This is a genomic window from Sphingopyxis sp. GW821-FHT12C06, assembly GCF_058807415.1.
Window position 1 is genome coordinate 234293 of record NZ_JBXAQR010000003.1, and the last position, 21273, is coordinate 255565.

Sequence of the window (21273 nt, forward strand, 5' to 3'; positions counted from 1 at the left end):
CTCGTGCCGGGAGACGTGAACCCCGACGAAAGAGAGAATTGCAGGAGGCGTGCCAAATTCAGAAAGTGGACGATGATATCATATAATTCATTGTTATCAGGTGAAAAATTTCCATTTCGTTTTCAACGCGGAAATGGGAAGTGTGACAAATATGATTATATTGTATCGTAATTTATCCTGACATATAAACTGGCTATGAAGCCCGTCACCGTCATCGGATTCCTCGGCTCGACTCTCGATGCCGCAAAATTTGGCCCGTCGCGCTGGAGCAAGTGGCGGCCGACGGTCAGCATCTGCATGCAGGAAGATTTGCGGGTCGACCGCTTCATCCTGCTCCACGGCAGCTATCATCGCCGCCTCGCCGAACATGTCGCCGACGATATCCGCGACGTGTCGCCAGAGACTGAGGTGGTACAGCATCTTCTCGACTTCGAAGATGCCTGGGACTTCGAGGAGGTCTATGGAAAACTGCTAGACTTCGCGCGCGGCTTTCCGTTCGATCCCGACAATCAGGATTATCTGGTCCACATCACGACCGGGACCCATGTTGCGCAAATCTGCCTCTTCCTGCTGACCGAGGCGCGCTATCTGCCGGGGCGCCTTCTGCAGACCCAGCCACAGCGCGGTGCGCCGCAGCCGATCGGGACGTGGAATGCCATCGACCTCGACCTCTCGCGCTACGACAGTATCGCGACGCGCTTTGCCGAAGCGAGCGCCGAGAGCACGAGCTTCCTGAAAAGCGGCATCGAGACCCGCAACGCCGCCTTCAACCGGATGATCGAGGAGATCGAGCAGGTCGCGGTGCGCAGTCGCGCGCCCATCCTGCTGATGGGCCCGACCGGTGCTGGCAAGAGCCAGCTCGCGCGTAAAATATACGAGCTCAAGAAACTGCGCCACCAGATTGCAGGACCATTCGTCGAGGTGAATTGCGCGACGCTGAAAGGCGACAGCGCGATGTCGGCGCTGTTCGGCCACCGCAAGGGTGCTTTCACCGGCGCGGCGCAGGATCGCCCCGGTCTGCTCAGGTCGGCCGACAAGGGGCTGCTCTTTCTCGACGAGATCGGCGAACTCGGCCTCGACGAGCAGGCGATGATCCTGCGCGCGATCGAGGAAGGACGTTTCCTTCCCGTCGGCGCCGACAGCGAAGCGAAGAGCGAGTTCCAGCTGCTCGCCGGCACCAACCGCGACCTCGTCGCGGAAGTGGCCGCTGGCCGCTTCCGCGACGATCTGTTTGCGCGCCTCAACCTCTGGACGTTCGGTCTGCCGGGGCTCGCCGAGCGCCGCGAGGACATTGCCCCCAATCTCGATTACGAGCTGGAGCGCTTCGCCGAACGCGAGGGGGCCCGGGTCACCTTCAACAAGGAGGCGCGCGACAAATATCTGGGCTTCGCCGAGAGTGCGGCTGCGTTGTGGAAAGGCAATTTCCGCGACCTTGCTGCCAGCGTCACCCGCATGGCGACACTCAGCCTGACGGGGCGCATCGATTCTGATGCGGTGGCCTTCGAGACTGGCAGGCTGCGATCGCTGTGGTCGACCGGCGATGTCGGGGGCGACGTACTCGACCATTGGCTGTCGTCCGACCGGCTCAAACGGATCGATCCTTTCGACCGGGTGCAGCTCGCCTATGTCGTCGACATCTGCCGACAGAACAGCAGCCTGTCCGCCGCCGGGCGGGCGCTCTTCTCGGCCTCGCGGGAGGAGCGCAGGTCAACCAATGATGCGGATCGATTGCGGAAGTATCTTGCCCGCTTCGACCTCGACTGGAGCGCTGTCACTGCGCGCTAGGCGCTGTTTCCCAATGCCGGTCACAGGGAGCTGGATGGGCTTCGAAACGTAGCGGTTGCATTTATTCGCACGTTGAGAGTTTTGTGGCGAAATGATAGAAAAATAGCGCTCTGTTGTGCGGTGATTTCCTGAAGTGGAGAGTCAAATGCGCAAATTCTTGAAAAGAACTATACTTTTAAGTTCATCAGCTTTTCTTTCCAGTTCATCGTCCGGAGCTTATTTCTCGCCGGAAGCGCTCGCGATGCTCGACCCGACGCGGCTGGCGTCGTCTTTTTGCGGCGGCAGGGCCGCCGTGGCGACGCTGCGACAGGAGTTGGCGTTCGCGGCGACGGTCGCCGGTCCGGTCGGTGCAGCATCTGCTCCAATACCGCTCTACCCCGATCTCAAGGCCCCGCGCATGCCGGTCACGACGGCCAACGCGCGGGCGCGCGATTATTTCAATCAGGGCCTGTTGCTCACCTATGGCTTCAACCATGCGGGTGCGGTCCGCTCGTTCCGCGAAGCGCAGCGGCTCGATCCCAAATGTGCGATGTGCTGGTGGGGTGAGGCGCTCGCTTTGGGGCCGAATATCAACGCGCCGATGGATGAGCGCGACCGCGATGCGGCGCTGGCCGCGATGGATCGGGCGCTGGCGCTGCGTGCGCAGGCGTCGCCAATGGAGCGGGCGTTGATCGACGCGATCGCGCTTCGCTATGCGCGCGACCCGAACGCCGACCGCGTCGCGCTCGACGCCGCCTATGCCGATGCGATGCTGGATGTCGCGCGCCGTTTCCCGAAAGACGACGACGTCGCGGTGCTGACGGCCGAGGCGGTGATGGACACCAGCCCATGGAATTATTGGGAAGCCGACAAAAAAACGCCAGTGGGCCGCAGCGGCGAGGCAGTCCGTCTGGTCGAGGCCGTTCTCGCCCGCAATTCGGGCAATCTTCAGGCCGCGCATCTCTATGTCCACCTGATGGAGAATAGCGCCGATCCGCAGCGCGCCGAAGCCGCCGCCGACCGGCTCGCCCGGCCGCTCGCGCCGAGCGCGGGGCATCTCGTCCATATGCCGTCGCATATCTATGCAGTCCGGGGGCGCTATGCCGATGCGATGCGAGTGAATATCGCGGCGGCGCGCGCCGACGAAACTTTCATCCGCGACACCGATGATCGCGGCCTCGTCCGCTACGGCTATTATCCGCACAATATCCATTTCATCGTCACCTCGGCGCAAATGGCGGGCGACATGGGCACTGCGATCCGCGAGGCGAAGCGCCTGCGCACGGTGCTCGACCCCGAAACATCTGCACGGATTGCATGGATTCAGGCGATCGATGCCGCGCCCTATCTCGCGATGGCGCAGTTCGCGCAGCCCGATGCGATCCTCGCCATGCCGCCAGCCGATCCGCGCCTGCCCTATGCGGTGGCGATGCGGCACTACGCCCGCGCAGTGGCGCAAGCCGGGCGGCGCGACCGCGCGGCGTTTGACCGCGAAATCGCGGCGCTGGCGGCGCTGCGCAATTCGGATGCCTTTGCGTCGATGATCGCACAGGGCGTACCCGCGCCCGACCTCCTCTCGCTCGCCGAAGCCGTCGCGCGCGGGCGTTTTGCGCGGGCTGAGGGACGCTTCGACGATGCGGTGCGCCACTATCGCGCAGCGATGACTTTCGAGGGCAAGATTCCGTATCAGGAACCGGCCTATTGGTATTATCCGGTCAGCCAGTCGCTGGGCGCGGCGCTGTTCGAGGCCGGGCGCTATGACGAAGCCGGTCAGGCCTTCCGCGCAGCGCTCTTGCAAACACCGCGAAACGGCTGGGCGCTCTACGGGCTGACCCGCAGCGAGGAGGCGCAGAAACATGGTCTCGAAGCCGCGGCGGCGCGCCGGGCGTTTGAGCGCGAATGGCAGGGTGATGCGAGTTGGCTGCGCATGGAGCGGCTCTAGATCTTGCAATATCGAGCAAGCGGCCCCGTGCCGCCTTCCGAAGCCGGCATCTGCTCATATGAGTGTCAAATGTGGGGAATCCGCTTGTTGGGCCGCATGAAAGCTGCTTCTGCAGCCATATGAAATCAACCAATGAGACCCTGGAAGAGCTTGGCTGGAGGGACTGGTTCAGCGAACAGGTCGCGCCCGACGAAAAGGAGCAATGTCATCCCGTCCGGGTGATGGCCGTCCATCGCGGCAAGATTGCCGTGGCGGGCGCGGGGGGGCAGGGCTTTATCACCCCTCATATTCCCGGGGCAAAACCATCTGACGATCATCCGACGGTTGGTGACTGGTTACTGGTCGATCGTCACACCGACCTGCCCGTCCGCGTCCTTGGCCGGATGAACCTGTTCAAGCGTCGCTCACCGGGCGATCCGCGCAAGGATCAGATGATCGCCGCCAACGTCGACACGCTGTTCATCGTCGCATCGTGCAATCAGGATTTCAGCGTCGCGCGGCTGGAGCGCTATCTGGTGCTGGCACGCGAAGTGGGGGTGAACCCGGTGGTGGTTCTGACCAAGGCCGATCTGACGGACGATCCGGAAGTTTTCGCGGCGGCTGCGCGCGCGATCGAGCCGGGGCTGCGCGTCGAAACCGTCAACGGCCGCGATCCCGCCAGCGTGGCGCACCTCGCATCCTGGTGCGGCCCGGGCGAAACCGTTGCGCTTCTGGGATCATCGGGTGTGGGAAAATCCACCCTCGTCAACGGTTTGCGGCGTTCGGACAGCATCGCCACGCAGGCGATCCGCGCCCGCGACGGGACGGGGCGCCACACGACCACCGTACGCGAAATGCACCGGCTCGAGCGCGGCGGCTGGCTGCTCGACACGCCCGGTATGCGCGAGCTGCAGCTTTCCGACGCGGGCGCAGGAATATCGGAGGTTTTCGACGATTTTATCGAAGTGGCGCAACACTGCCGCTTCTCGAACTGCGCACATGGCGTCGAGCCGGGCTGCGCCGTTCGGGCGGCCATTGCCGAGGGCGCGCTGACATCGGAGCGTTTCGATCGCTGGCGCAAGCTGGCGGCCGAGGAAGACGCCAGCGCTGCGCGCTATACGAAGCGGACTCGATAGGTCGGTTCAAAAGGCGACGTCGACCATTATTGTGTCGGTATAGGGCCCAGGCGGCGGCGTGAGCTGACCCGGAAGGATGGCTGCGCGATAGTTGAAGCCCTGCGTAGTCACCGAATCATGGACGCCGGGATTGGCATCGGCCGTCCCGCTGCTGCGCCGGGCGGTGCCGATCGATCCCCAGCGGTCGGTTGAGTTGGTGCCCTTGTAGATTTCATAGCGCAGATAATTGCTGCCGTTGCGCATGCGGCGCACGCCACTATCCGGATTATTGCCGTCGCCGAGGCCAACTGTGTAGCTCGCCCCCGCGCTGCAACGGATCAGGATGGTGCGCGTGATCGGATTGAAGCTGCCGGCGAGCGGCGCCGGGCTGAAGCCCGCATTGGGGGCGGTGATGACGCAATCATTTTCCACTACCAGCGCAACATTGATCCGGACGGCGACGCCGGTGCCCCAGACGGTCGGCGGAGTGAGCAGCGGACGGACGAGGCCGGGGCTGTTCGAATAGGCGAGGCACGCGAGCACGCCCAGCGAACAGACCGAATGATACCAGCGCATATCGAGGAAACCCGAATAGGTCCCAGCCTGCAATCCTGGCGTGGCCGTGGTGCGGATATAGATGGGGATGCTGTTGTTAGTGCCGGAAAAGAGGCTGAGGAGGCTGGTCGAGGACAGATTCTGGAAATTGCCGACCGTCAGCGGCGTGCCGCCTGCGGTGAGCGAGGCGGCGTAGGTGATTGTCTGTCCGGTGGGGCCGGTGAGTAGAAAAGTCGATGCATCGACGCGCAGGGCAATATAATGTGTGGCGAGCAAGGCGAGCGTTACGTCGCACTGAAGGCCCGCCGATCCGCTTCCCTGTTGCGGCGTCGTGCCGACGGCATAGGAGCTGGCATTGACTAGGTTGGTGCTCGCTGTAGCGGTCGTGCACGCCGCCGACGCGGCGCTGGTTATCAGCGCCGCAGCGATGAATACGGACAGGGCGCAGATAAGGCGCGTCAGGGTCGGCATGTCAGATTCCCCAGTTCGATGAGATCGTCGGCCTTTGCATCGGCGGCAAAGGCAATGTGGCAGGTGTCGCCGTCGGGGAGCTTCACCTCCACCAGATTGTCGGCGGCCACCCGTTCGATGAAGAGCAGGCCGTCCCAGCCGATATAGGTCGAAATCGTTCCATTGATGGTCGCGGCCGATCCGGCGGGCAGCGGTTCGCCGGCAACACTTCTGATCGTCGCGCGTGCCGCCGTCACATGTTCGACCGGGAAACGGATGACATGACCGCTGCCCGCCGCGACGGCGACGTGCTGGCTGACCACCGACGCCTTGACGTTGGCGGGCAGCGCCAGCGTGTCGATGTCGTAACGCGCGGAATAATAGGCGCTCGCCGAGGGAATGAGCAGCTGGCCCTTTTCGTTGGTGGTACCGATCAGCTGGTTTTCATAGCGCACCGGAATCCCGGGTTCGCCATTCGTGCTGACGACGGCAAAGGCGTCGGAGACGCGATTGGCGGCGAAGACCGCGTCGTCCATGAAAACGAGCGAGCCGCTGGCGGCCATCCAGCCGGTGACGTCGCCCCGGCCATAGACTCCGGCGCGTAGCTGGACCGGCTGCATCCGCCAGGTCATGTCGCCGCGCCAATAAGGGCTGGCGCCGTCTTCGCTCACTGCGCTTGCATTCCACCCGATGCCGCCCTCGATCGGGGCTGCGCGCGAATAGTCGGCGCGCAGTCCGGTCCGGCCGTCGGCGCCCTGCGCGACGCCTGCGGCGAAGGTGCCGCCGCCTAGCGCGACGCTCAACGTCAGCGCGCCAGACCAGCTACGATCGACGAAGTCGCGCGACAGGGATGTGTAGAGGCGGCTTTCGCCCCAGAGCGGCAATGCCCAGGCGATGTTCGCGAGGCGGGCGTCTCGGCCCTGTTCCTGCTCGAGGTCGAAATAGCCGATGCCGAGCGTGCCCGCGTGGCCGAGCGACAGGCTGGCAGTCGCGGCGGTCAGCCGCTCCCAGCCACCTCGAGTGCCGCGATCGAGCAGGCCAAGATCGGTATAGTCGCCGTCGCGCCGGCTGTGCCGCAGCCCGATCGAAAAGCCGCGCGTCTGAAAATCATAGCCGATCGTCAGCTCGCCGCCGTCGGCCTCCTTGCGAAAGCTGCGGCTGTAGGATGCGCTAAGGACGCCGAAATTGCCGAGCTTGACGACGCCGCCGCCGCCGGCGAGGCGCATGTCGTCGGCGACCTCGGCGCGCACTTCGAGTGTCACGCTGTCGGTCACGCCATGGCGAGCCGAAGCCGTGGCAGCGGCTGCGCCATAGTCGAAATTGCGGGTGCCATAATTGCGGCGAAAGGAACCGGCGGCCACCGCATAGTCAGTGAGTCCGGGGCGCAGCAATGCGCTGCTGATATAGAAGGGCATGGTGGTCGCGACGCTGCGGCCGTGCATGTCGGTGACGATCAGATTTGCCTCGCCATAGCCATTGACCGGCGGCAGCGTGTCGATCGCGAAGGGGCCGGGGTTCACCTCCGAGCCCGAGATCCGCTGGCCGCCCACGACGAGCTCGACCGCCGAGGGCAGTGCGGCGCTGCCGGCGAATTCGGGAAGCGGATAGGTGACGACGTCGGGGCGCACCGAAAAATCGCGTGAGACCTGAAGTCCGCCAAGACGGACCGCGGGGGCCCAGGGCAGGCTGCGCGTGATGATATCGCCGGCCTCGACTGTCGTCATGCTCTGCTCGTCGGACCAGCGCCAATAGGTGTCGAAACGGACATAGTTTTTCGTGCCGCCTGTCCGCAGCGCGCCGGTCGTCGACATGATGCCGACCGGACCGAAAACGCGGATTTCATGCCACAACGACGCCTGTGTGGGCGTCGTGCCACCGCCGCTGACATAGACGTCATAGTTCAGCAGCGCCCCCATATCATATTTCGCACGCTCGAATTTCTTCGCTGCGCGGCCGATCCGCTGGTTGGGGAGATATTCGGGCGACACGGTCAGGTGCAATTGCTGGCTCGGGGCGTCATAGTCGGCGCGAACGCCCTCGAGGCTGTCGAGGAACAGCGCTTCGTCCGCGGTTTGCAGTTGGAGGCCGGCACGGCGCATGTCGGCGGTACGGAGCTGGAACCGCATCCCCTGCTTTGCGACCGCCGCGACAATGCCACTGCGCATGCCGTTGACGAACAGTTCCAGTTCGAGCTGCTGATTGGCGTCGACATCGATATGCTGAGGCGGCGGCGGCAGGTCGCCATAGCCATCACGCCCATCCGTTGCGTGGGCCAGGGTGGGCGCCATGAGTGCGGCCGCAAACAGCGTTGCCCATCGGAAATACACCGGCAGATGGAGCAAACCGGCCATGGGTCATCATTCCTGCCGGCGCGCGATGGGAACTCCGACCATTCCATTGACCGTTGCGACCAACTCGCCCGTGGTGTCGATATCGTGTGGCAACGGCCAGCGCATCGATGCGCCGGGAAGAACATAGCCGAGCAGGCCTTGGGCGACGGGTGACTTTTTCGATCCTGCTGCAAAGCTCACGTCGGTCAGCCGTGCATGACCGGCTCCCGTGTTGCGGATCTCGAGGAAGCGTTCGTCATCGTCCGCGCTGGTGCTCCATGCGATTTGCGGTGCGGGCGCCACAGGCCGGGCCTTGCTGTCTCTGCGCTGGGCATAGGAGAAAAGCGGCAGCGAATAGCGCATGCGAAAGCTGACTGAAGCACCCGGCGCGGTCGAAGCCGTTCCGGTCGGGACTTCGTCGACCACGATCCTGTAGGGCTTTTCGGCGACTTCGGGCGGCGGCGTCGTGCGCGTCAGTCGTATCAATTGCCGTTCGCCGGCTGCAACGCTGACGATCGGCGGCGTCCCCACGACGTCGTTTTGCGGCGCATAGACATTTTCGCTGCCTTGCTGGGCCCAGGCAAAGATGCGGACCTGAAGCGTGATCGGCGCGGTGCCCGGGTTTTCGAGCCAGAGCGCGGCCGCGCGGTCGTCCCCTTCGATGACGGGGTTGACCGGCCAGATCAGGAGCGAGCCGGGCTGCTGCGCGCTCGCAGGGCGGTGTATCGCAACGAGAAAAAATGCTGCGACCAGCAACAGGGCGATGGAGGCAGGACCGTGTTTCATCGGCTTCTCCGAAAAAGGAGGGGTGATCACCATGTCAGCGTGACCATCAACGTGTCGGTGTAGTTTCCCGGCGGCAGCCCGCCTGGGAGATTGAGCGAAGCGAAAAGTGGCAGGCGCACGTCTTCGCTGTTGGTACCCGTGATCAACATCGCAGCCGAGCCGCCGATTGCGATCGGCTGGCTGCAGGCCGCATCGCGGCACAGGGCATAGGTGATCCGTGCCGCTGTATCGCCGCCACGCTGCAAATGGCGCGCGCCCGTCGCGGCATGGCTGCCGCCGTCGACGCCGATCGTCAGATTGACGCCAGGGGTGCAGCGCAGGCGGATTACTTGCGAAGCGGTCGTGGTCGCCGTGTGTGTCGCGGTCGAAAATGTCGAATCTGTTCCGAAATTCAGCGTTCCGATGGTTCCGGCGGCGCCGCTACCGCCCAGTCCATCGACTAGGCAGCCTGCGACGATCGTTGCGGAAACCTCGAACTGCGCCGACGTTTCCGCCTTCACGGCGGGAATGCCTGCCCCGCACGCGAAGAGGGTGGCGAGTATAGGGCGCATCGTCGGCTGGAGGGCGCGTGCCATCGCTGCGGATCCTGCGTCGGTTCTTCGCCCTAAAGCTCGAGCACCACGGTGACGACGTCGGCATAGACGCCGGGCATCAGGCCAGCTTCGCCAAAGGCGCGGGCGTAGATGTTGACGGTTTGCTGTGCGCCGCCGCCCGCAAGAGCAACGTCGCCGCCAACCGGAATGACGGCCAGGCGGGTCGCGTCTGAATAGAGGTTATAGGTAACGAACTGGCCCGCTTGGGTCTGATGCGCCATGGCGTGGAGGCCCAGGCCGGCGCCATCACCATCGTGCAGCCCCGCGTTGAATGACAGGACGGGAGTGATGCCGTTGCTGCACTGGACAGTGAAGGCTGAGGCGCCGCTCAATATTTGCGAGTCGGCTTGAACGAAGAGCGTGTTCTGCGTGCCGAAATTGATCGTACCGAAATCGGCGCCTGCCGTCCCGTTGTCGAAAGTCTGTCCATTGACTTTGCAACCTGCTTCCAGCGTTATTGTCGCATCAACTGTTCCGGTGATGGCAGCATTTGCAGGTGAAACAGTAAGTGCGATGACAGAAAAAAGCGCGGATGAGATTATAGGTTTCATAGTCATCATGAAAACTCCTCAAAAGGGTCGGTGCCTTTCAATTCGTCTTCCCCACAAGACTTGATCATCTTTAGAAAAAACAGGTTAATAATTTGCCTTTGAGTTAATCGGAAAATATCCATAGGAAAGAACATGGTTTTCGAATGAAACTTTATATAGTTTTGTTAAGTCAGAGACTTATAGGCCATTCCGGCAAGGCGCAGCGGCTTTCCGGTGAACAGGATTCCAGGTGGCCTTGTCGCATGCAGCATGAATTCCTTTCGGCCAAGCGGCGCTGTCGCCAAGTGATAGGGCCTGGCAGCCGGTGGATTTCGATGTGACGGCAATCTTCCCCGGAGACGTCATCAGTCCAGACGGCCTCGAGGTGCGCCGCTGATCAAAAATGTGCTTTCAGCCGTTGTCTGTTCGTCACGCCATTCGACATGGCGAACTGACTGTTCTTCTGTCGATAAATCGTTTTTTCTCCGATTTGAACTATACTCTCCCGCAAGAGAAGGGCAGCAGGGCTAAGGCAATATTTACCGGTTGTGTTCAAGAAGACTATGGGGACCTGGGAGGAAAGATATGTTCAGCGTTCTCGAATGCGTGACCCATCAGCATGACCCGCGTCTCGTTCTTGTTGCGGCACTTGTTTGTATTCTGGGTAATATCTGTCTTTTCGTTGTTCTGAACCGGTCGACGTTCTGCATCGACATCCGTCGTCGCCATTGGCTGGTCGTCGCTGCGGTCGCGGAGGGCGTGGGCGTGTGGGCGACTCACTTTGTCGCGATGCTCGCTTATCGGGGATCGATGCCGATACGGTTCGATGTGGGGCTCACCGTCCTTTCGGTAGCGATCGCGATCGGGTTTTTCTGGTGCTCGCTTCGCTGGCTCGGCAAGGCGCCCGGTATATGGCGCTGCGCCGGCGCCGGCGCCGGAGCCGCGATCGGAGTCGCCGGCATGCACTTCACCGGCATGGCGTCGATCATCGCACCCGCACGGCTGAGCTATGACCCGGTACCGATAATGGTTTCGATATTCCTGTCCGGTCTTTGTTTCTGGGTCGCTTTCCTCGGCTTCGCGAAGACCGCAGGCTGGCGCAAGGTGGCCCTGCCGGCCGCGTTCTCGGTTCTCGCCATCGTCGTAATGCATTTTACCGCCATGTCCGCGACCACACTGGTTCCCGATCCGACGCGCGCCGTCGCATTCTCCACCGCGTTCAATCGCGACTGGTTGGTGTTGGCCGTCGTGCTGGCTGCGCTTGTGCTTGTCGCGCTTGCTCTGGCCGGTTCGGTCATCGATCGGTGGCTCACCGATGCGCATGGCCTTGCCGAGGCCACGCTTGAAGCGCTGGCGATCACCAACGACGATCGGATTGTCGAGGTGAACCACCGGCTTTGCACGCTCCTTGGCGTCAGCGGCGGCGCGTTGATCGGCAGCGCGCCGTCCGACTGGTTCGTGGCAGTGGACGGCGGTCCGTTTGGGACGCCCGACGGGTGTTCCGTCGAGGCTCGTGTCCGCAGCAGTTCGGACGATGATCATATCCTCGAGATCGCGACCCAGACCATCGAATATCGGGGCCGCAGCTGCCGGGTCCTTGCTATTCGAGACCTGTCCGACAGGAAGCGGGCGCAGCGCGCGATCGAGCATCTCGCCTCGCACGATGCGCTGACCGATCTCGCCAATCGCACCCATTTCGGTCGCGCTCTCGATGCCGCTCTCCTTGCCAAAGAACCCTTTGCGATGTTCGCTCTCGACCTCGATCGCTTCAAGGCGGTCAACGACATTTTCGGACATAGCGCGGGCGATGAGATATTGTGCCGTGTCGCCAATGTTTTGAGGGCATCGACTCGCGCTGACGATGTCATCGCCCGCGTGGGCGGCGACGAGTTTCTGATCATCCAGACGGCGGTTTCGGAGCCCGATGAAGCACGCAAGCTCGCCAGCCGTATTCTCGACAATCTGGCGATCGAGATGGATGTCGCGCGCGACCCGATGGCGGTCGGTCTGAGCATCGGGGTCTCGCTTTTTCCGCAGGACGGTCAGGATGCCGAAACGCTGCAGCGCAACGCCGATACGGCGCTTTATCGCGCCAAGAATAACGGGCGGGGGAGCGCCGCCTTCTTCGATCAGGAGATGGACGAACATGCGCGCGAACGCCGCGCGCTCGAGCATGACCTGCGCCATGCTATCGCCCGCGACCAGCTTCACCTTGTGTTTCAGCCGCTTGTGGCGACGGCGTTCGGTTCGATCGTTGGCTATGAGGCGCTGCTCCGCTGGGATCATCCCGAAATGGGCGCAATCGAGCCCGATCAATTCATCCCGATCGCCGAAGAAACCGGCGCCATCGTCGCAATCGGGGAATGGGTGCTTCGCGAAGCCTGCGCCGTCGCTGCAACCTGGCCAGACAATGTCTCGATTGCGGTCAATGTCTCGACCGTCCAGTTCCAGGTGCCGAATTTGCCCGCCGTCGTCCGCGATGCCCTCGCGCAATCGGGGCTGGATGCCCGCCGGCTCGAGCTGGAAATCACTGAAACCGCCTTTTTGCGCAACCGGCAGAGCGCGCTGAAGGCGCTGCATGAAATACGGGCGCTCGGCGTGCGGGTTGCGATGGACGACTTCGGGACGGGCTATTCGTCGCTCAGCAACCTCAAGGCCTTTCCGTTCGACAAGATCAAGATCGACAAAAGCTTCATCGCCGCGATCGCTGATGACGAGGCGGCGCGGTCGATCGTTCGCGCCATCGTCGGGCTGGGGCGCAGCTTCAACATGCCGATTGTGGCCGAAGGCGTGGAAACCGAAGAACAGCGTCAGATGTTGCTCGATGAAGGATGCCCGCAGGCGCAGGGCTATTTCTTTGGGTATCCGGCCGAGAACCCGTTTCTCGAGGATTCTCGTCGCGACATTCGCGCGGAGATTTGACCGGGAGGGCGCGCGGGGCATCTCGACGCGGGTTTTGCGCCCGAGCATGGCGCGGGCTCCCTCCCGCAACATTGCTTGGCCCAACCTCATGGCGAGGACGGTTTTCACGATGCGTCGATCGGCCGATCAGGCGGCATAATCGCTCTTTCCTGATTTACTATTATGCGATAAGTGCTAGTCATGGCTAGCTTATCATCTTTTGTTCCGGTGCAGCCACCGCGTTCGGCGGAATGGGTGCCTGTATGGCGTGGCCTTTTTGGCGAGCGGTTACGCAATACCGTTTACGGGCTGCCCGAATCCATCTTCGATATTCCCATCCGCACGCGCAAGGTTTTGGGATTCACCGTGCACATCCTGATGGATCCGGCCGCGGTGGAACGGGTGCTGCTGGGGAACAAGGCGAATTACATCCGCCCGCGCTTAGCGCAGCGTCTGCTTTCTCCTTTGGTCGGCAATGGCTTGCTGAGCGCGGAGGGCGAGGGTTGGCGGACCCAGCGACGCATAGTAGCGCCGACCTTCGCGCCCACTGCGGTCGCCAATATGGCCGAGACGATGGTGCGGTGCACGACCGACAATATGGCGAAATGGCCCAGGGACAGCGCGCGGATCGACATCGCTGCCGAGGCGACCGGCGCGACGATGGCGATCATCGCGAACAGCCTGTTTGCAGGCGACCGGCGACTGGTCGATCCGCAGGCGGCGCGCTACATTGAGCAAATGCTCGCGGCGGCGGGGCAGGCACGTTTCATGACATTGCTCGGCTGGCAGGATTGGGACCCCAGTCCGGTGATGCGGCGCGCCCGCAAGTCGCGCTTATGGCTCCGGCAAACGCTGACCGAAGTGGTGCGCGATCGCGGTCCGGATGGCGGCGGCGATGACTTTTTCGGTGGCCTGATCCGCTCGCTCGGCGAGCATTATCCACCCGAGCAGGCCGCGACGCTGGCGGCGGACAATGCGATCACTTTCTATGTCGCAGGGCATGAAACCACCGCGAATGCCCTCGCATGGACGATGTATTGCCTCGCTGCCCAGCCCGAATTGCAGGAGGAAGCGCGGGCCGAGGCAGTGGCGGCGAGGGCTCATCCGGCCGCAACGCGGTTCGAGCATTTGCCGCTGCTGAAACAGATATTCGAAGAGACCTTGCGCCTCTATCCACCCGCGCCGCGTTTTGATCGCGAGGCCGAGGCGCCCGATGAACTGGCGGATACGCCGATCGCCAAGGGCGACCTCGTGTCAATCTGGCCATGGATCATCCACCGCCATCGTGCGTTGTGGGATGACCCCGATCGCTTCGACCATCGCCGCTTCGCGCCCGAGCGCCGCGCTGCGCAGCACCGGTTCCAATATCTTCCCTTCGGCGGAGGGCCGCGCGTCTGCGTCGGCGCGCGCTTTGCGACGATGGAGGCGCTGCTGATCATGGCCGAGTGGCTGAGCGCGCGGCGCTTCGCACTCCCTGCGGGCTTCACGCCCGATCCGGTGGGCAGCGTGACGCTGCGGCCGAGGGGCGGGATGCCGCTGCTGGTGAGCCCGGTTTGACCGGTCGGGCGATCCCGCGCAGCCTGATGGTCTGGGGGGCGAGCCTGATCGTCGTCATGGGGGCGTTCCTCTTTTTCGCCTATGGCATCGGCTGGCCAACGACGCCCGATCAATGCGTTGCCCATGGTTGCTATTGCGAGCATTTCGAGCTGGCCGATGTCCTTGGCGGCGCGACGGGAGTGCGCCAGCCGGTCAACACCTGGTCCAATCTCTACGCGATCGGCACCAGCTTGTTTGTCGGCTGGCAAATGGCGCGCGACCGCCGCACGCCTGCAGCCCCCAATGTCATATCGTCGGCGGATCCGATCGCTGATCTTTACGTGTTCGTCGTGCTATTCCTCGGCCTCGGCAGCATGTGGATGCACGGTTCGATTGCGCGCGACGTGTCGTGGATCGACGGCCTGTCGATGTACACCTTCACCGTCTATCTGATCTTTTACACGCTGAACCGGGGATTGGTGCGGACGGGCGTGAGCGCTGCGGCGCGCGACCGGATCTTCTGGATCGGTTATCCATTGACGTCGGCGGCTTTCGCTGCGGTTTCGGCTGCGGGTGTGGATTCGGTTATCCTGATCGGCATCACCGTGGTGCTTTATATGCTGCTCGAATTCGGTTTTGCGGGCCTGATCGCCGATCGCCTTGCCCGATGCTATTGGAGCGCCGGCATCGCGGCGATCGCGACCGCGACGCTATTCTGGACCTTGTCGCAGACTGGCGGGCCGCTGTGTGATCCGCATAGCTGGTTCCAGCCGCACGGTTTGTTGTGGCACGTCCTCGCCGGGGTCACTGCGGTGATGATGTATCTGTACTGGCGGCGCGAGAATGCCGGGCCGGGCGAGGGTGGGCGATGAACTGGATGCTGCTTGCGGGGTCGCTGGTGGCGATCATCGCAATGACATTGGCGGCGGGCTGGCTCGGGCTCGGGGTTGAACCGCGTATCATTGACCCGGATCATGCCCGCCGCCTCGCCGATGAAGCCTGTTGCGGCTTTCAGGCGGTCGATGTCGCGATCGCCCGTGATGGCGCGACGGCCTTGCTCCGCGATCGTGTCGATCGCCTGATCGTGATCCGCCCGCACGGCAATCATTTCGTCTCGCGCCTGCTCGATCCATCCACCTCGTGGCGCCTCGAACGGGGCGAACTCATCCTGTCGTTTGCCGAAACGATGTTCGACGATGTCGCGCTCGATCTGGGGAAAGAGACGCCCGCATGGGTGACCAGATTCGAAGTACTCGGGAAGAAAAGCCATGCCTGACCTGCCCGAACCCATCGCCTATGCGGTCCCCGCCTTTATCGTGATGGTCCTGACCGACATGGTGCTGGCGCGATTTCAGGATCGGGCGCGCTATAATGTCAAGGATACCTGGATATCGCTGTTGCTCGGGCTGGGCAGCCTTGTCGCGAGTGCCCTGACGGCTGGGGCGGTGCTGGCGATCGGACTGTGGGCGCGGCAGTTTGCGCTCTTCGACATAGCGTTCAGCCTGTGGGCGTGGGTGCTCGCCTTCATCCTCTATGACATCGCTTTTTATTTCGCCCATCGCGCCTCGCACCGAATTCGCTGGATGTGGGCCAGCCATGTCATTCACCATAGCAGCCAGCATTATAATCTTTCGACCGCGCTCCGGCAGAGCTGGACCGGGCTGATCAGCCTTGGCTTCATTTTCTTTCTGCCGCTGTTCCTGCTCGGCTTCCCGCCGGCGATGCTGTTCTTTGTCGGCAGCCTGAACACCATCTATCAATTCTGGATCCACACCGAGGCGGTGCGCCGTATGCCGGCCTGGTTTGAAAGCGTGATGAACACGCCGTCGCACCACCGCGTCCATCACGCGACGAACCCGCGCTATCTCGATAGAAATTATGCGGGGGTCTTCATCCTGTGGGACCGGCTGTTCGGGACATTCGCAAGCGAGCGGGACGAGGAGGCACCGCGCTATGGCATCGTCAAGAATCTGGGCCGCTTCAATCTGATATGGGCGGCGTTCCACGAATGGGTCGAGATGGCGCGGGATGCGTGGGCGGCGCCCGGGCTGAAGAACAAGATCGCCTATCTGGTCGCGCCGCCGGGTTGGAGCCACGACGGGTCACGCGACACGAGCGAGGCCATTTTCGCGCGCTGGGCGGCGCAGAGCGGGGCCGCCGACCCGCTGCACCGCGATCACGCCGCCGACGGCCGCCAGAGCGTCTAGGCGCTGACGGCCGTCCGGACTATGCTTCGCCTTCGAGCAGCGTGAACTTGATCACGCGGGCGGCTTTGGCGAACACCTCGTCGCTTGGAATGCGATCTTCTTCACTCATCATTTCGAGCGCGGCATAGCCGAACTCGACCATCATCCGGATGCGCCCCCACAGGGTCTCGCGCGGGATATGTGGCAGCATATCGGCGAAGACTTCCAACTGGGCATTGGTGACCAGGCGGTGTGATTCGATACGAATATGCGCCAATCTGGGCGAGGCGTGGAGAACGCGGGCGATCCATGCGCCGCCTGGCTCGCTGATCGTCGCTTCGGCGGTTTCGCGCAGAACTTCCTCGACATTGTCGATCATCGACTGAATGCCCAGCGGGGCATGGCGCTCGAGCCAGCGGAGCAGCAAATCATTCTGCCTCTCCATCAGGCGCGTGCCAAGCGCTTCGAGAACGGCGTGCTTGTCCTCGAAATAGCGGTAAAGCGCGGGCGGGCTGACGCCGGCGCGGGCGCAGATCATGTTCGTTGAAATATCCTCCAGCCCGACTTCGGCCAGAAGTTCGCCGGCGATGTCGAGCAGGCGTTCGCGCGTCTGAATGGCGCGTGCCTGTTTGGGCACCATGATCGATTTTCGCTTGGGAGGTTCACGTTTTTCGTTTGTTTTGGTCAAGGGTTTGGCTTCCGGATTCTATGCGATGGGGCCACACTCCCCAAAATATTCTCGCATGGTCGCGCGACGCAATATGAGTCTCCCAAACTTCGTTCAAGGGATCGCGCCTGACCGACCTGCCGACCTGTGTCGCGGGCGCTCCGGGCTGTGATCCGAATGAGGAGGATTCGGGTGACGAGATCATTGTTTTGACTGTCGCCGGGGTCGCGGGTGGTCAATCCGCCTCGTGCCGATCCCGGGCGACACTTCGACATCTTGTGCGGCAAGGCGCTCGTCGATGCAACCATCGTCATCGCGGCGTGGCCCGAATCACCCATGGGATGATGCTGACCTTCGTGTCAGCAAAGGTGACGAGTCGCCTCTCGGATGCCCCGTTTTTTGCATAATTTATTCGAACCATTCCTGCAGCGATTGGTCTCAACGCCAGCAATTTAGGCGGTTCTGGCCCCTTGGTCCATGCATAAAGCTAGTGTTGACTATATAAAATATGCTTCATATGTTGATGCTTACTGGATGCGGCATGATTTGGGGCAACCGAACAGCCGACACCAGGGGGAGCAGGGGAACAAAAATGAATCTCGTTTTGAATGTGGCTCGGCATGCGTCAGCAAGCACCATTAAAAGCCGCGCGCTGAAGGGTAGCGCGCTGATCGCTCTGCTGGCTGTGGCTGGTACGGCACAGGCTCAGGAAGCCTCCGATCTCGCGCCGCGAAACTCGACCGACATTGTCGTCACCGCGCAGCGGATGGAAGAGCGCATCCTTGACGTGCCGATCTCCGTCTCGGCCTTTACGATGGAACAGCTGGCGGATCAGAAGATCGAGACCGGCGCGGAACTGCTCCGCGCGATCCCCAACGTCAACTTCTCGAAGGATAACTTCACCAGCTATAACTTCTCGATCCGCGGTATCGGCACCAAGGCGACGTCGGTGAGCGCCGATCCGGCGGTGGCGATCAGCTTCAACAACACGACCCTGCTGCGCAACCGCCTGTTCGAGCAGGAATATTTCGATATCGAGCGGCTTGAGGTTCTGCGCGGGCCGCAGGGCACACTCTATGGCCGCAACGCGACGGCGGGCGTGGTCAATATGATCCCCGCCAAGCCGAAGCTTGGCCGGTGGGACGGCGAAATTCAGGGTGAGGTTGCCAACTACGGCTCGACCCGCCTGCGCGGTATGATCAACGTTCCGCTCGGGGACACTTTTGCCATTCGCGGCGCGGGTTCGTGGACCAAGCGCGAGGGCTTTGATTATAACACGGTGACCGCGCGCAAGGTGAACGGCCGCGACCTGTGGTCGACGCGCCTGTCGGCCTTGTGGGAGCCGTCGGACAATTTCCGGGTCAGCGCCTTTTGGGAACATTTCAACGAGAACGACAATCGTTCGCGCACCGGTAAACAGCTGTGCACGCGTGCGGAGACACCGGCCAAATTCGATTATCCGGCGGGATATACAGATCGAGATAATCCCAGCAGTCCCAGCAACAACCCGAGGATCGATCCTATCCATTTCGATCCCAATAGTGCGCCGCTTTTTGATGCTTGGACAGGGTCAACGCTGACGCCGGGATGTCAGAATAAGTCGCTGTTCACCGACGAGGCTTATGGCGTCCCCAATGGGGTTGGTAATCCCTTGGTGCTGGGTGTGATGTTCGGCTCCCCCTTTTTCGGCGGCAAGCAGAATCCGAATGGCCGGTATATCAAGCCCGCGATCGATCCGTTTCGTGTGGCCGGCGACATGCAATCGTCCAATTTGCGTGAAATTGCGACACCCTATGACCCGGTGTTTCGTGCCAAAAACGATCTGTTCCAGTTCAATATGGAATTTGATCCGACGGAAAATCTGACGCTGACGTCGCAGACGCTGTATATGGAAGACAGCTATTATGGGTCGCAGGATTTTTTCCGGTTCGTTTCACAGCCAATTTTCGCCACTAGGCAAAGTTATCTGGATGCTTTCGCCGCTATAGGCGCCAACCCTGCAGACTATTCTACATGGAAAAACTGGTCCCCTTTTCTGGGAGCGGACAAGAACGGGACTGGCGTTTTTTGTGATAAGCAATTTACGAATTTGACGCCGACTGGCGATGGCTGCCTCGACCGTGCGGTGGCGGTCGATGTTGCCAGGTCGGAGAGCAGGCAATGGTCGCAGGAACTCCGGTTGCAAAGCTCGTTTGACGGCCCGATCAATTTCAGCGCTGGCGCCAATTATGTCGATTTCAAAACCAAAGAAGAATATTCTGTTTACAGCAATATTAATACGATGGTGGCGCTGGGGCTCAATGATAATATCGGCGGTTGTGAAAACGCCGTAGGATTAACACCTCCCCCAAAAGGCGAAATGGAACAATGTATTTTTATCGATCAGAATCCGATCGGCGAAGGTACGCAAGACGGGCATAATTATCTGCGCAATATCAGCCAGGCCAAGATTCGCAGCTTTGCGGGATTTGGTGAAATTTACTGGAAAATGACTGATACGCTGAAAGTGACCGCCGGGCTTCGCTATACGAGCGACAAAAAGACGCAGGCGCGCATTCCCACCCAATTTTTCACCTCGAACAGCCAGGCAGGCGGCGGCGTCGTTGGCAGCCGCTATCCCCAAAATGGGGAACTGGTGCAGAAATGGGGCCGGTTCACCGGGCGCTTCGCGGTCGACTGGAAGCCTGAGCTGGATTTCACCGACAGCACCTTGGTCTATGCCAGCTATGCGCGCGGATATAAGGCTGGGGGCGCTAACCCCAGGGGCAATGATTTCAACGAGAACACCACGAGCTATACAACATTGCCGGATACCTTCGAAGCGGAAGATGTGAACGCCTTTGAAATCGGCGCCAAGAATAGCTTTGCTGGTGGAAAATTCATGCTGAGCATTGCGGCCTTCCTCAACGACTATAAAAATTACCAGATCGCGCAATTTATCAATCGCGGCTTTTTTACCGAAAATGTCGATGCGGTGACCAAGGGGCTCGAGTTCGAAGCAGCGTGGGTTCCGTCGAAGCATTTCCGCATCGGTGGCACATTGGGCTTGCTCGATACCAAGATCGGCAAGGGGCAAAGCTCGATTGATGTGATGGACCGTCTCCAGGGCAATAAGGATTGGGTGGTGATCCGTCCTTGGGCGCAAAGCCCCAATACCTGCATCGCGCCTAAAAAAGCGGTCGCAGCCATGCTCAACGCTGTGGGCCTACCCCGACAGCCGCCTGTTGGCTGGAAGCCAGGCGACGATCTTGTTTTTGTGTCCAGCAATGGGATCGCCCTTAAAGCGCTCTGCGAAACGACCAATTTGTTTGGATTTGGGTCGAGGCCATTCACCATTAATCCGGACGGAACACCGGCGGAGGGCGCAAGGCGTACCCGTGTCGTTTTCGATCCGCTCGCACCCTATGATCCGAGCAAGCCGAGCAATTATACGCTTGGTCAACAGGAGAATTATGGCGCACCCAACCAGGGCCGTGGCTTCGCCGCTCCGATCGGCGGGAACAAGCTGCCGAATGCGCCGAGCTGGACCTTCAACGTCGGGGCGCAATATACCTTCTTCTTCGACGATTGGCAGTTGGCGGTGCGCGGCGATTATTATCGTCAGGGCAGTAGCTATGCGCGTATTTACAATACGGACTATGACAAACTGAAGGGATGGGGCAACGGTAACGTCGCTCTAACGCTAAGTCGCCCTGAATCAGATTTGTCGTTTCAATTCTATATCAAGAATATCCTGAACGACACTCCGATCACCGATGCATATACCGGTCCGGATGAGCTATCCAATTTCACGAATGTGTTCACGCTCGACCCGCGTATTTATGGTCTGAACGTGAAGGTCGGATTTTAATTTTATCTCTTTCAGGATCTTTCATTTTATCAACAGGAGGAGAGGGCGATGAGGAAAGGTAATAGTATTAATGTTACTGGATAATTTTT

General features: G+C 61.3%; 15 protein-coding genes. 9 read left to right on the plus strand and 6 right to left on the minus strand.

The features are described 5' to 3' along the window. Positions 1 to 195: 195 nt before the first annotated feature. The 3 genes from rtcR to rsgA all read left to right on the plus strand — a co-directional run bounded on the left by rtcR (position 196) and on the right by rsgA (position 4821). On the plus strand, positions 196 to 1785 hold the full coding sequence (gene rtcR, locus AC1RRJ_RS10125) for an RNA repair transcriptional activator RtcR (protein WP_493122197.1): 1590 nt from the start codon (positions 196 to 198) through the stop codon (positions 1783 to 1785). Between the two features lie 145 nt (positions 1786 to 1930). Continuing rightward, a complete protein-coding gene (locus tag AC1RRJ_RS10130) occupies positions 1931 to 3706 on the plus strand; it encodes a hypothetical protein (protein ID WP_493122200.1) in 1776 nt (591 codons plus the stop codon). Between the two features lie 119 nt (positions 3707 to 3825). Further along, on the plus strand, positions 3826 to 4821 hold the full coding sequence (gene rsgA / locus AC1RRJ_RS10135) for a ribosome small subunit-dependent GTPase A (RefSeq protein WP_493122203.1): 996 nt from the start codon (positions 3826 to 3828) through the stop codon (positions 4819 to 4821). 6 nt (positions 4822 to 4827) lie between these two features. On the opposite strand, the gene AC1RRJ_RS10140 is transcribed toward rsgA, so the two are convergent. From AC1RRJ_RS10140 to AC1RRJ_RS10160, 5 genes are all read right to left on the minus strand, one after another. Beyond that, a complete protein-coding gene (locus AC1RRJ_RS10140) occupies positions 4828 to 5826 on the minus strand; it encodes a Csu type fimbrial protein (protein ID WP_493122205.1) in 999 nt (332 codons plus the stop codon). Next, positions 5814 to 8093: a fimbria/pilus outer membrane usher protein gene (locus AC1RRJ_RS10145; RefSeq protein WP_493122207.1), complete on the minus strand. Its 2280-nt coding sequence runs from the start codon at positions 8091 to 8093 to the stop codon at positions 5814 to 5816. The genes AC1RRJ_RS10140 and AC1RRJ_RS10145 overlap by 13 nt, the downstream gene beginning before the upstream one ends. Positions 8094 to 8162: 69 nt before the next feature. Next, on the minus strand, positions 8163 to 8921 hold the full coding sequence (locus AC1RRJ_RS10150) for a fimbrial biogenesis chaperone (RefSeq protein ID WP_493122209.1): 759 nt from the start codon (positions 8919 to 8921) through the stop codon (positions 8163 to 8165). 26 nt (positions 8922 to 8947) lie between these two features. Continuing rightward, positions 8948 to 9496, minus strand: a complete 549-nt coding sequence (locus tag AC1RRJ_RS10155) for a Csu type fimbrial protein (RefSeq protein ID WP_493122211.1) — start codon at positions 9494 to 9496, stop codon at positions 8948 to 8950. 29 nt (positions 9497 to 9525) lie between these two features. Beyond that, positions 9526 to 10074 carry a Csu type fimbrial protein gene (locus tag AC1RRJ_RS10160; RefSeq protein ID WP_493122212.1) on the minus strand — a complete coding sequence of 183 codons (549 nt, stop codon included), beginning with the start codon at positions 10072 to 10074 and terminating at the stop codon, positions 9526 to 9528. 555 nt (positions 10075 to 10629) lie between these two features. Between AC1RRJ_RS10160 and AC1RRJ_RS10165 the strand changes: the two genes are divergently transcribed. The 5 genes from AC1RRJ_RS10165 to AC1RRJ_RS10185 all read left to right on the plus strand — a co-directional run bounded on the left by AC1RRJ_RS10165 (position 10630) and on the right by AC1RRJ_RS10185 (position 16688). After that, the gene (locus AC1RRJ_RS10165) at positions 10630 to 12966 is read left to right on the plus strand and encodes a putative bifunctional diguanylate cyclase/phosphodiesterase (RefSeq protein ID WP_493122214.1); all 2337 of its coding nucleotides are present in this window, start codon (positions 10630 to 10632) and stop codon (positions 12964 to 12966) included. Positions 12967 to 13146: 180 nt separating this feature from the next. Next, positions 13147 to 14502, plus strand: a complete 1356-nt coding sequence (locus AC1RRJ_RS10170; protein WP_493122217.1) for a cytochrome P450 — start codon at positions 13147 to 13149, stop codon at positions 14500 to 14502. Continuing rightward, entirely contained in the window at positions 14499 to 15353 is an 855-nt protein-coding gene (locus AC1RRJ_RS10175) for a hypothetical protein (RefSeq protein WP_493122221.1), read from the plus strand. Before AC1RRJ_RS10170 ends, AC1RRJ_RS10175 begins: the two co-directional genes overlap by 4 nt. Next, positions 15350 to 15757, plus strand: a complete 408-nt coding sequence (locus AC1RRJ_RS10180; RefSeq protein WP_493122224.1) for a hypothetical protein — start codon at positions 15350 to 15352, stop codon at positions 15755 to 15757. The genes AC1RRJ_RS10175 and AC1RRJ_RS10180 overlap by 4 nt, the downstream gene beginning before the upstream one ends. Next, on the plus strand, positions 15750 to 16688 hold the full coding sequence (locus AC1RRJ_RS10185; RefSeq protein ID WP_493122225.1) for a sterol desaturase family protein: 939 nt from the start codon (positions 15750 to 15752) through the stop codon (positions 16686 to 16688). Before AC1RRJ_RS10180 ends, AC1RRJ_RS10185 begins: the two co-directional genes overlap by 8 nt. Before the next feature lie 19 nt (positions 16689 to 16707). On the opposite strand, the gene AC1RRJ_RS10190 is transcribed toward AC1RRJ_RS10185, so the two are convergent. Continuing rightward, complete coding sequence (locus AC1RRJ_RS10190) at positions 16708 to 17307, minus strand: TetR/AcrR family transcriptional regulator (RefSeq protein ID WP_493122228.1); 600 nt, start codon at positions 17305 to 17307, stop codon at positions 16708 to 16710. Between the two features lie 619 nt (positions 17308 to 17926). On the opposite strand from AC1RRJ_RS10190, the gene AC1RRJ_RS10195 reads away from it, so the two are divergent. Then, entirely contained in the window at positions 17927 to 21184 is a 3258-nt protein-coding gene (locus AC1RRJ_RS10195; RefSeq protein WP_493122231.1) for a TonB-dependent receptor, read from the plus strand. The last annotated feature ends 89 nt before the right edge of the window (positions 21185 to 21273 follow it).

Excerpts from the sequence above, each read along its gene's own strand:
- AC1RRJ_RS10180 (WP_493122224.1), top strand. The coding sequence starts at position 15,350 with ATGAACTGGATGCTGCTTGCGGGGTCGCTGGTGGCGATCATCGCAATG.
- AC1RRJ_RS10150 (WP_493122209.1), bottom strand. The coding sequence starts at position 8,921 with ATGAAACACGGTCCTGCCTCCATCGCCCTGTTGCTGGTCGCAGCATTT.
- AC1RRJ_RS10165 (WP_493122214.1), top strand. The coding sequence starts at position 10,630 with ATGTTCAGCGTTCTCGAATGCGTGACCCATCAGCATGACCCGCGTCTC.
- AC1RRJ_RS10185 (WP_493122225.1), top strand. The coding sequence starts at position 15,750 with ATGCCTGACCTGCCCGAACCCATCGCCTATGCGGTCCCCGCCTTTATC.
- AC1RRJ_RS10145 (WP_493122207.1), bottom strand. The coding sequence starts at position 8,093 with ATGGCGCCCACCCTGGCCCACGCAACGGATGGGCGTGATGGCTATGGC.
- AC1RRJ_RS10195 (WP_493122231.1), top strand. The coding sequence starts at position 17,927 with ATGAATCTCGTTTTGAATGTGGCTCGGCATGCGTCAGCAAGCACCATT.
- AC1RRJ_RS10170 (WP_493122217.1), top strand. The coding sequence starts at position 13,147 with ATGGCTAGCTTATCATCTTTTGTTCCGGTGCAGCCACCGCGTTCGGCG.
- AC1RRJ_RS10130 (WP_493122200.1), top strand. The coding sequence starts at position 1,931 with ATGCGCAAATTCTTGAAAAGAACTATACTTTTAAGTTCATCAGCTTTT.
- AC1RRJ_RS10155 (WP_493122211.1), bottom strand. The coding sequence starts at position 9,496 with ATGGCACGCGCCCTCCAGCCGACGATGCGCCCTATACTCGCCACCCTC.
- AC1RRJ_RS10160 (WP_493122212.1), bottom strand. The coding sequence starts at position 10,074 with ATGATGACTATGAAACCTATAATCTCATCCGCGCTTTTTTCTGTCATC.
- AC1RRJ_RS10140 (WP_493122205.1), bottom strand. The coding sequence starts at position 5,826 with ATGCCGACCCTGACGCGCCTTATCTGCGCCCTGTCCGTATTCATCGCT.
- rtcR (WP_493122197.1), top strand. The coding sequence starts at position 196 with ATGAAGCCCGTCACCGTCATCGGATTCCTCGGCTCGACTCTCGATGCC.
- AC1RRJ_RS10190 (WP_493122228.1), bottom strand. The coding sequence starts at position 17,307 with ATGGTGCCCAAACAGGCACGCGCCATTCAGACGCGCGAACGCCTGCTC.
- rsgA (WP_493122203.1), top strand. The coding sequence starts at position 3,826 with ATGAAATCAACCAATGAGACCCTGGAAGAGCTTGGCTGGAGGGACTGG.